The organism is Planobispora longispora (assembly GCF_016863135.1).
Lineage (GTDB): Bacteria > Actinomycetota > Actinomycetes > Streptosporangiales > Streptosporangiaceae > Planobispora > Planobispora longispora.
On sequence record NZ_BOOH01000034.1, the window covers coordinates 113,416 to 123,545 of the forward strand.

Annotated in this window: 9 protein-coding genes; 3 read left to right on the forward strand and 6 right to left on the reverse strand. The window is 73.0% G+C overall.

Features of this window, described 5'->3' with window-relative positions:
* Positions 1-144 precede the first annotated feature (144 nt).
* From Plo01_RS20835 to fes, 3 genes are all read left to right on the forward strand, one after another.
* Positions 145-825 carry a DNA alkylation repair protein gene (locus Plo01_RS20835; RefSeq protein WP_203892326.1) on the forward strand — a complete coding sequence of 227 codons (681 nt, stop codon included), beginning with the start codon at positions 145-147 and terminating at the stop codon, positions 823-825.
* A 177-nt stretch (positions 826-1,002) separates the two neighbouring features.
* Positions 1,003-2,016 carry a Fe2+-enterobactin ABC transporter substrate-binding protein gene (gene fepB / locus Plo01_RS20840; protein ID WP_203892327.1) on the forward strand — a complete coding sequence of 338 codons (1,014 nt, stop codon included), beginning with the start codon at positions 1,003-1,005 and terminating at the stop codon, positions 2,014-2,016.
* Complete coding sequence (gene fes, locus Plo01_RS20845) at positions 2,016-3,251, forward strand: enterochelin esterase (RefSeq protein WP_203892328.1); 1,236 nt, start codon at positions 2,016-2,018, stop codon at positions 3,249-3,251. The genes fepB and fes overlap by 1 nt, the downstream gene beginning before the upstream one ends.
* A 39-nt stretch (positions 3,252-3,290) precedes the next feature.
* On the opposite strand, the gene Plo01_RS20850 is transcribed toward fes, so the two are convergent.
* From Plo01_RS20850 to Plo01_RS20875, 6 genes are all read right to left on the reverse strand, one after another.
* Positions 3,291-4,340, reverse strand: coding sequence for a FecCD family ABC transporter permease (locus Plo01_RS20850; protein WP_239316738.1), 1,050 nt, complete (start codon positions 4,338-4,340; stop codon positions 3,291-3,293).
* A gap of 144 nt (positions 4,341-4,484) precedes the next feature.
* Positions 4,485-5,471 (reverse strand): FecCD family ABC transporter permease, encoded by a 987-nt coding sequence (locus tag Plo01_RS20855; protein WP_203892329.1) that lies wholly within the window; start codon positions 5,469-5,471, stop codon positions 4,485-4,487.
* A 141-nt stretch (positions 5,472-5,612) separates the two neighbouring features.
* Positions 5,613-6,695 (reverse strand): thiolase C-terminal domain-containing protein, encoded by a 1,083-nt coding sequence (locus tag Plo01_RS20860; RefSeq protein WP_203892330.1) that lies wholly within the window; start codon positions 6,693-6,695, stop codon positions 5,613-5,615.
* Positions 6,696-6,883: 188 nt separating this feature from the next.
* Positions 6,884-7,789: a TauD/TfdA family dioxygenase gene (locus tag Plo01_RS20865; RefSeq protein ID WP_203892331.1), complete on the reverse strand. Its 906-nt coding sequence runs from the start codon at positions 7,787-7,789 to the stop codon at positions 6,884-6,886.
* 2 nt (positions 7,790-7,791) lie between these two features.
* Positions 7,792-9,051 (reverse strand): MFS transporter, encoded by a 1,260-nt coding sequence (locus Plo01_RS20870; protein ID WP_203892332.1) that lies wholly within the window; start codon positions 9,049-9,051, stop codon positions 7,792-7,794.
* Positions 9,038-10,130: thioesterase domain-containing protein (locus tag Plo01_RS20875; protein ID WP_275415408.1), on the reverse strand; the 1,093-nt coding region annotated here is incomplete at its 5' end. The genes Plo01_RS20870 and Plo01_RS20875, both read right to left, overlap by 14 nt.

Sequence of the window (10,130 nt, forward strand, 5' to 3'; positions counted from 1 at the left end):
CCGCCCGCGCACGCGGGACGCGACACAGTCTCAGCCAAGCCGGAGGACATGAGTCCCCCGCGGGCCGACCCCGGCGCGGTACGCTCTACGGCCGGCGAGGCATGAGCCGTCCGTGAAAAAGCGAACGAGGAGTGGTGAGCGGGCATGGAGGCACTCCTGAAGGCCGTGAGGCTGGCGCTCTCCGAGGCCGCCGACCCCGTCAAGGCTCCGGCCATGCAGGCTTACATGAAGTCGGCCATGCCCTTCCTCGGCGTGCAGGCCCCGCTCCGGCGCGCCCTGCTGCGGAGGGTCTTCGCCGAGCACCCCATCGCGAGCGCGCCCGAGTGGCGCAGGGCCGTGCTCGCCCTGTGGCGGGAGGCGGAATACCGCGAGGAGCGGTACGCGGCGATCGCCCTCACCGAGTTCCCCGTCCAGTGGGGCCGGACGCTCTACACCCTGCCGATCTACGAGGAGATGATCGTCTCCGGGGCGTGGTGGGACTTCGTCGACGAACTCGCCATCCGGCGCGTCGGCCCGCTGCTGCGCGAGTTCCCCGACACCATGCGCCCGCTCATGCTCGAATGGGCGCACAAAGGCGACCTCTGGAAGCGCCGGACCTCGATCATCTGTCAGATCAAGTTCGGGGACGCCACCGACACCGGCCTGCTCTACGCCTGCATCGAGCCCAACCTCTCCGACACCGACTTCTTCACCCGCAAGGCGATCGGCTGGGCTCTGCGCGAATACGCCAAGACCAACTCCGACGAGGTCGTCCGCTACGTCACCCACACGGGCATCAGCGGCCTGAGCCGCCGCGAGGCCCTGAAGAACCTCCCCCTCCGATAGCCCGGGACCCCTCCTCCGCTCTTCCGGTACGGCGCAGCCTCCCCGAATCCCCGCATCCCCGCTTGCCCTCGGCAGGCGGGGATGCGGCGTTTCACCCCCCGGCCTGCACCCCAAGATTTCATTAGGTTAGCCTTTCCTAAGAAAAATTAGGCCAACCTAACCTCGATCAGGAGTGTCATGAAGGCTTTATCCCGCCGCCGCTGGGCAACCGCCGTCATCACGGCCGCGGCCATGCTGACTCTCGCCGCCTGCGGCTCCGGAACGGACTCCGCCGGGACGAAGAGTGCGGCCGCCGGGACGGGGAGCTCCGGGAAGACCAGGAGCGTTCAGCACGACGCGGGCACCACGGAGGTGCCGGTCTCCCCCAAGCGCATCGTCTCGGTGAGCGTGACCCTCACCGGCCACCTGCTGGCCCTGGAGGCGCCGCTGGTCGCCTCGCAGGCAACCCCGCCGAGCCCGATCACCGACGCCAACGGCTTCTTCTCGCAGTGGGCGGGCGTGGCCACGCAGCGTGGCGTCCAGGTGGTCTACCAGGGCTTCGAGGCCGACATCGAGAAGGTCATCGCGGCCAAGCCCGACCTCATCATCGGCTCCGCCTCCGGCGCGGACAGCACGCTCAAGGTCTACGACCGGCTCAAGGCCGTCGCCCCGACGGTGCTCTTCCGCCACGACGGCCTGTCCTGGCAGGACCTGATGACCAAGCTGGGCGGCGCGCTCGGGCTCGAGGAGAACGCCAAGAAGGTCCTGTCCGCCTACGACCAGCGCGTGGCCGAGGTGAAGGGCAAGATCAAGGCGCCGGAGCAGGACGCCGTGCTGCTGCGTGACAACAACACCGACATCCCCGTCTTCACCGACGCCTCCGCGCAGGGCGCGCTGCTCGCCTCCCTGGGCTTCACGCTGCACGCGGTCGACCCCTCCTTCGCCGCCGCGGACAACCGGGAGGGCGGAACCCGCAAGGACATCGTGAGCGTCTCCCAGGAGAACGTCGTCAAGGCGTTCGGGGACAGCTCGCTCTTCTTCGTCAGCCACAGCGCCGACGAGATCACCGCGACCCAGGCCAAGCCCCTGTGGAAGGACCTCGCCGCGGTCGCCGACAAGCGCGTCCACGACCTGGGCCTCGACTCCTTCCGCATCGACTACTACAGCGCGTCCAACATCATCGACCGCGTCGAGAAGCAGTTCGCCCCCTGATGCGGAACGTCCCTCCCCAGATCCCCTGCCCCTGTCCTCCCCAGGTCGTCACGGGACGGCGCGTCGCCGCACTGGCCGCGGACCTGCGGGAGGGGCGGGCGGGGGCGCTGGACGCGTTCTGGGCGGAGGCGGCCGCGAAAGGCGCGCCCCTGACCGAGGAGATCCCCGGCGACCCCGGCCACCGCGCCGTCACCTTCCTGTGGCGCGGCGACGCGGAGGACGTGCTCGTCATGGCCAACAAGATCACTGACCCGGGCACGCTCGACGCGGGCCTGATGGAGCGGCTCGACGGAACCGACGTCTGGCACCGCACCTTCCGGATCAGGTCGGGCTGGCGCGGCTCCTACCGGCTCGCGCCGCGCGCCGCCGGCACGGCCTCCGCGCCGGTCGGCGGCGAGGCGGCCCGGCGGCGGGACGCCATGATCGCCGCCGGGTCCCCGGCCCCGCGCGCCGCGGTCGAGCGCTGGTGCCTGGGGCTGACCCAGGCGGTCGCCGACCCGCTCAATCCCCGGACCGTCGGCGGGCACTCGGTCGCCGAACTGCCGGACGCCCCGCCGCAGCGGTGGCTCGCGCCCGGCCCGCACCGGGGCCGGACGGACCGTCACACGATCGGCGGCCGGACCGTGTGGCGCCACCGGCCGGACCGGAGGCCGCAGGGCACCGTCGTGCTGCTGGACGGGGAGTCCTGGCTCGACGACCTGCCCGTCATCCTCGGCAACCTGACCGAGGCGGGCGCCGTTCCCCCGCTGACCGCGCTGCTGCTCCAGGCGGGGCCTCCGGTCGCCAGGATCCGCGACATGACCTGCGATGACGGATTCGTCGCCTTCCTCGCCGACGGCCTGCCCTCCGGGGAGCACCCGCCGGCCCGGACCGTCGTCGCGGGGCAGAGCCTCGGCGGACTGACCGCTCTGTACGCCGCCCACCGCCGTCCGGACCGGTTCGGGTCCGCCATCTCGCAGTCCGGCTCGTTCTGGTGGCCCAACACCCCCGACGGGCACGGCGGGAACGGCGGCGAGTGGCTGACCGCCGAGCTGGCCGCGGCGGACCGGGTCCCGGCCCGCGCCTACGTCGAGGTCGGCACCTACGAGTGGGCGCTGCTCGACCCGACCCGGCGGCTGCGCGACGCGCTCCGCGCGGGAGGCTGCGAGCTGACCTACCGGGAGTACGAGGGCGGGCACGACCTCGCCTGCTGGCGCGGCTCACTCGCCGACGGCCTGATCTCGGCCTCCTCCTGATCCTCGGGGCCGGCCGGTGCGCCGTTCCCGCCTCCGGCGTCAGGACCGGCCGGCGCGCCACTCCCGGTGGAGCAGCCAGGCCAGGTAGAGCCCGCCCAGGCCGCCGGTCAGCACGCCCACCGGCAGCTGTCCCGGGGTCGGCAGCCGCTGGGCCGTCAGGTCGGCGGCGCCCAGCAGCAGGGCGCCGGTCGCCGCCGCGGCGGCCACGCCGGCGCCGGGCGCCCGGGTCAGCCGGCGCGCGAGCTGGGGGGCGGCGAGGGCGACGAAGCCGATGGGGCCCGCCACGGAGACCGCCACCCCCGACAGCGCCACGGCCGCCATCAGCAGGGCCAGGCGCAGGCGCTCCACCGGGAGACCGAGGGCGGCGGCCGCGTCGTCGCCCATCTCCATGACGGCCAGGGAGCGGCTCAGCCCGAGCGTCAGCGGCAGCAGGACGGCCATCGCGGCCGCCACCGGCCACACCCGCTCCCAGCCCGCCCCGGCCAGGCTGCCCACCAGCCACACCTTCGCCCCCTGCGACTCGTACAGGTCGGCCCTGGTCAGCATGTAGGCGATCGCCGAGTGCAGCGTGGCGGTGACTCCGATGCCGACCAGCACCAGCCGGGTGCCCTGCACCCCTCGCTTGAACGACAGCGCGTAGACGGCCAAGGCTGCGGTCAGGCCGCAGGCCAGCGCGCCCCCCGTGACGGCCGCCGGGGTGACCGCCCCGACGACGAGGATCATCAGGACCGCACCCGCCGCCGCGCCCGCGTTCACCCCGATCACGTCGGGGCTGCCCAGCGGGTTGCGGGACAGGCTCTGCACGACCGCGCCCCCGCCGCCCAGAGCCGCCCCCACCAGCAGGGCCAGCAGCGCCCGGGGGGCGCGGAGCTCGAAGACGACCATCTCGCTCATGGCGTCGCCCCGCCCGAGCAGGGTCATCACGACGTCGCCCACCGGCACCGCCGAACCGGTGCCCATGGCGGCCAGCGCGATCCCGCAGGCCGCGGCGAGCAGGCCGAGGACGACCGCCGCCGCGCGCAGGTGGACCCGCATCGAGATCCGGCGCGACGGGGTGCGCAGGACGCGGTAGACGCTGTGGACGCTCACGCGGCCTCGACCTCCTTCGCCGGCCGCGTTGACCGCGTTCGCGGCGCCGCCGGATCCGCGGCTCGCTGGCTCCGCTCGCTCACTGGTGCACCATCCTCGGGCGGGTGGCCCGCATCGGGCTCGGCATCGGACTCGGCATCGGGTTCACAGCCGGACGATCCGGCGCCGGCGCAGGAGGAAGACGAACACCGGGGCCCCGACGAACGCCGTGACGATGCCGCTCTCCAGCTCGCCCGGGCGGACCACCACCCTGCCCAGCACGTCGGCGGCGAGCAGCAGGGCCGGGGCGAGCACCGCCGAGTAGGCCAGCACCCAGCGGTTGTCCGGGCCGGTGAAGGCCCGTACGGCGTGCGGGGCCATCAGTCCGATGAAGCCGATGGGGCCCGCGGCGGCGGTCGCCGCACCGCACAGCAGCATGACGGCCGCCGCCCCGGCGAGGCGGACCCGGCCCAGGTCCACCCCCAGGCCCTGGCCCGTCTGCTCGCCGAGCGCGATGGCGTTGAGGCCGCGCCCGAGCCCGAGGGCGAGGACGGCGCCCGCCACGACGAACGGCGCGACCTGCCCGACCACCTCGGCGTCCCGCCCGGCGAGCGCGCCCACGTCCCAGAACCGCCACTTGTCGAACACCGCGAGGTTCAGGGTGAGCACCGCCTCGATGACCGCCAGCAGGGAGGCGCTGATCGCCGCGCCGGCGAGCACCAGCCGGGCGGGGTTCGCCGCGCCGCGCCCCGTCGTGCCGAGCGTGTAGACCGCGGCCGCGGCGGCGGCCGCGCCGGCGAGGGAGAACCAGACCCAGCCCCGCAGGTCGGTGACGCCGAAGAGCAGGATGGACAGGACCACCGCCAGCGAGGCCCCGGCGTTCACGCCGAGCAGTCCCGGGTCGGCCAGCGGGTTGCGGGTGAGCCCCTGCATGAGCGCCCCGGCCAGGCCGAGCGCCGAGCCGACGCAGAGCCCGAGCAGCGTCCGGGGGATGCGCAGGTCGTGGATGATCGCCGCGGTCTCGCCCCCGTCCGGCCACCAGAGCTGCCGCCAGACCTCCCCCGGCGGGATCGCCTGGGCGCCGACCGCGAGACTGAGCGCCGCCACCGCGGCGAGGACCGCGAAGGAGACGGCGAGCCCCGTCCAGCGCATCAAGCCTCCCGCACAATGATGTTAGGTGAGGCTAACCTTATATACACTCCGCTGGCGGGGAGGAACCGGGGGCTCCGCCGATAGCGGCCGGAAATCCGCCACACCGGTCCCGCATGGCCGTCCCGGCCGGGCACGCGCCGCTCAGACACCCCGGGTGAGCAGCGCGGCGCTGCCGTAGCTCCCGCCGAACCCCGTCACCAGCGCCGTCCGGCGGCCCGCCCGCAGTTCCCGTACGGCCTGCGCCACATTGTTGAGCCCGTGCACGTACCCTTCCGAGAGCAGGCCGCCGTGCGGATTGACCCCGGCGTGGCCGCGCCGGAGCAGGAACTCCCCGAGCTCGGCGCGCGCCACCAGGCCGAAGTCCTCCAGCTGGCGGGGGACCAGCCAGGAGTACGCGTCGTAGAGCAGGGCCACGTCCACCTCGCCCGGTTTCATCCCCGAGCGCTCCCAGAGCAGGGGGGCGAGGTGGCCGGAGAAGATCCCGGTGACGTCCGGCGCGCGGTCCATGGCCGAGCAGCCGGGGCCGCCGCCCCGCACCACCGTGTGGATGCGGGGGGCCTCGGGCGCCAGCCGCACGTCCCGGACCACCAGCGCGCACGCGCCGTCGGTCTCCTGGCAGCAGTCGACGGTCCGCAGCGGCGAGCAGACGTACGGCCGGGACAGGTAGTCCTCCAGAGAGAGCGGGTCCCGGCGCAGGGCCCGGGGGTTGGCGGCGGCGTTCTCGCGGGACTGCGCGACGACCGCGTGCAGGTGCTCCTGCGTGAGGCCGGTCTCGTGCAGGTAGCGCTGGGCCGCCAGGGCGAACATCGGGATGGGGCCGGCCATGCCGTACGGGACGGTGAAGCGCTCCTGCGGACCGGTGGAGACGGTGTTCATGCGCGTGCCGGAGCGGCCGTTCAGCGCCCGGTAGACGAGGACCGTCCGGGCCAGGCCCGCGGCGATCAGCATGGCCGCCTCGCCCAGGATGGAGGCCGCCTGGGTGCCGCCGCCGGTGATGTCGTTGTGCCAGCCCAGCGGCTCGATCCGCAGCGCCGAGGCGACCTGGACGACCGGGGCGGAGTCGTTCATGTGGTAGCTGAGCACGGCGTCGACCTCGCCGGGCTCGATCCCCGCGTCGGCGCAGGCCGCCCGGGACGCCTCGACCGCGAGCTCCAGCTCGGTCCTGCCCGACTCCCTCGTCAGGGCCGTCATCCCGATCCCCGCGACGGCCGCCCTGTCGCGCATCGGACTCCCGAGAGATTCGTGTCGCCCGCCGGGGCGGGGCGCGATCCGCCCCGGCGAGCGACGTCCGTGGGCGGCCCGGTGCGGGCCGTCGCCCGTCACGCTAACGCGCTCCAGACACTTAGGCAAGCGCTTGCTCGGGTGAATCGGCGCGCCCCGGACGGGTCCGCGGTGCGCTCCCGGAACCGAGGTCAGATCATCGAGACGAGAATCCTCCGGTTCCCGGTGTAGGCGTGCCTTCCGTGCATCACCAGGAGATTGTCGATCATCATGACGTCCCCCCGCTCCCACGGGAACGAGCACTCGTTGCGCTTGGCCGTCTCCCGCACCTCGCGGAGGTCGTCCGCGCCCAGCGGGCTCCCGTCCCCGTACGTCGCCTGGAGGGGGAGCTCCTCGTCGGAGGAGGCCATCTCCAGCAGGACCTCGGCCTCGTCGGCGGGCAGGCTGGACACGTGCCACTGCTCGGCCTGGTTGAACCAGACCTCCTCCCCCGTCACCGGGTGCGAGCGGACGGCCGGCCGGACCTGCCGCACGCGCAGCTCGTCGTCGTCCGTCCACCGGAACTCGGCGCCGGTCCCGGCGAGGGCGCGCTCGACCTCGTCCCGGTCCCCGGTCTCGTAGGTGTCCTGCCAGGACTTGCCGAGCCCGAACCCGCCGTGCAGGTTCTGCAGGTAGGCGATCCCGAGCGAGGTGAACCGCGAACGCACGCCGGGCGAGAGCCCGGCCAGCACGGCACGCGAGTCGGACACGGGGGTGGCGCCGCCGCCGGCGGGAGCCCGGTCGCAGTAGAAGAACAACCGCGAGGGCCACCGGTGGGCGTAGGACAGCTCGTTGTGCAGGGATATCTCGTACTCCGCCGGATACTCGGTGGACGTCCAGACACCGGTCTGCACGGCGACGCGGGGCGAATTGCCGTGGCGGTAGTCCGTGAACGGTTCCCCGAAGGTCCCGACGAACTCGTGGAAGGCCGCGGGCGAGTCGACGCCGAGCCCCCGGAAGAGGACCGCGCCGTGCTGGAGCAGCAGCGAGTCGGCGGAGTCCCGGTCGGAGGAGCCCAGAACGGCGATGGTCGTCGCACCAGAAGTGATCTTGTCCATGGTCAGTGCTCCTGCGGGTCCGGCATGCCCTTGGTGCGCGGGATCGGGGAGAGCGCCAGCACGATGATCGGGATCACCGCGCCCGCGGCGCAGATGAGCAGGGTGGTGCGCAGGCCGATGCCCTCGGCGAGAAGGCCCATGAGCAGGGCGCCCACAGGCGCCAGGCTGAGGGCGACGGCCCGCTGCGAGGCCATGACGCGGCCCTGGAGGCGTTCCGGGGTGGCGCCCATGCGGAGGGTGGCGCTGGAGACCATGGCGATGGGGCCGGTGACGCCGAGCAGGAACTGCGCGAGGCCGATCATGGTGACGAGCAGCCAGGTGGGTCCGGTGGCCAGGCCGATGAGGAAGAGCGAGAGGTTGCCGACGACGGTCATCCAGAAGAAGGAGGGCCCGATGCCGATCTTCTTCATGGACCTGACGGCCAGGAGCGAGCCCAGGATGGCGCCGGGCCCGCCGATGGCCAGCAGGATGCCGACCCAGTACCCCGGCAGGCCCAGGCCCTTGATGACCCAGATGGGCAGCAGCACCTCGATGCCGGTGTAGAAGAACATGTAGAAGCCGGCGGCGATCACGCTGGGGCGGATCAGCGGGTCGCGCAGCACCCAGCGCAGGCCCTCGGCGATGGAGGAGAAGACTCCGGGCCGGTCCCCGTCGTGCTCCGGCACGGGCTCGGACTTGCGGATGAGCGCGCAGCTGATCGCGGAGACGACCAGCGTCACCACGTCGACGATCAGAACCTGGACCGCGACGAAGGCGCTGACCAGCAGGGAGCCGACGCTGTTGCCCGCGACCCGGGCGACGGAGTTGCTCAGCTGGAGCTTGGCGTTGCCGTCGCCGATGAGCTCGCGTCCCACCAGGAACGGCAGGTGCGACATGTTCGCGACCTCGAAGAACACGAACAGCACGACGGACAGGAAGGAGATGGCGCCGAGCCAGAAGAGCGTCAACATGTCCGCGGCGTACAGGCCGATGACCGCCAGGAGGAGGACGGCGCGGCCGACGTCGGCGGCGATCATGGTGGGCCGCTTGCGGAACCTGTCGGCCCAGAACCCGGCGAACAGGAACAGCAGGAACGGCAGCCGCCCGACCGCGCCCAGCGTGCCCACCTCGGCCTCGCTGGCGCCCAGCACGATGATGGCGACCAGCGGCATGGCCACGACCGTGATCTGGCCACCGAACTGGGAGGTGGTGTAGCCGAGCCAGAGTTTGAGGAAGTCGCGGTGCTTCCACAGGCTCGTCGGTGCTGTCTCAGTGGCGGGCATGGCTTTCGAGACCACGGTCCATCCACCTCCTCCATGCTTTGGCGGTCCGGGTGACGTAGGGGTCGTAGAGCGCGCTGAAGCGCGCACCGGGGATGGGCCCGGTCTCCAGGTTCGGGACGAACGCCCGCCACCCGTAGTCCTCGCCGGGCGGGGCGTCGTCCTCCTCGGGGATCAGCAGGATCGCCGGCCCGTCGAAGGTGTCGTGCTTGTAGCGCCCCACCGCGTGCGCGTTGGCGCGGAAGACCTCGACGTAGCGCTGGATCTGGTCGAGGTCGGCGCTCTCCGTGCGGAGCTGCCCTTCCTTGGTGGCGGCGTTGACGATGGCCAGCAGCCGTTCGGCCGGTTCCATCAGGCTCAGCTCGCGGGGATCGAGCGAGGTGGCCCCGCCGGCCAGCGCGTGCACCATGAGCGCGGTGTCGTCCTCCAGCGTCGAGCCGACCACCGGCTCCTCCGCCGAGGACCAGGCCAGGAAGACGTACGGCACCGCGTGGCCGTCCTCGCGCAGCCGCCGGGCCACTTCGAGGGCGATGTTCCCGCCGATGCAGAAGCCCCCGACGAAGTACGGCCCGGCCGGGAAGAGCTCGCGGATGTAGCCCGCGTAGGCTTCGGCCATCTCGTCGATGGTGGTCTGCACGGCGTCGCCCTCGGTCAGCCCGTGCGCGGGGATGGCGTAGACCGGCTGGTCGTCGCCCAGGTGCTGGGCGAGCGGCCGGTACCGGAAGACCTGCCCGCCCAGGGCGTGGATGAGGAAGAGCGGCGGGCGGTTGCCCGCGGTGCGCAGCGGCACGACCCGGCCCCGGGAGACCGGGTTCTCGCCCTCGTCCGCCAGGGCCTCGGCGAGCTGGGCGATCGTCGGCGCGGCGAGCACCGTGGCCACCGGGATCTCCCTGCCGAGCTCCTGCCGCATCCGCAGGGCCAGGCGGAGCGCCAGCAGCGAGTGCCCGCCCAGGTCGAAGAAGTCGTCGCGGATGCCCGGACGCTCCGCCCCGAGGATCTCCGCCCAGATCCCGGCGAGGGTCTCTTCCACCTCGTCGCGGGGCGCCTCGTAGGGGGGCCGGGCCACCGGCGCCGGATCCGGG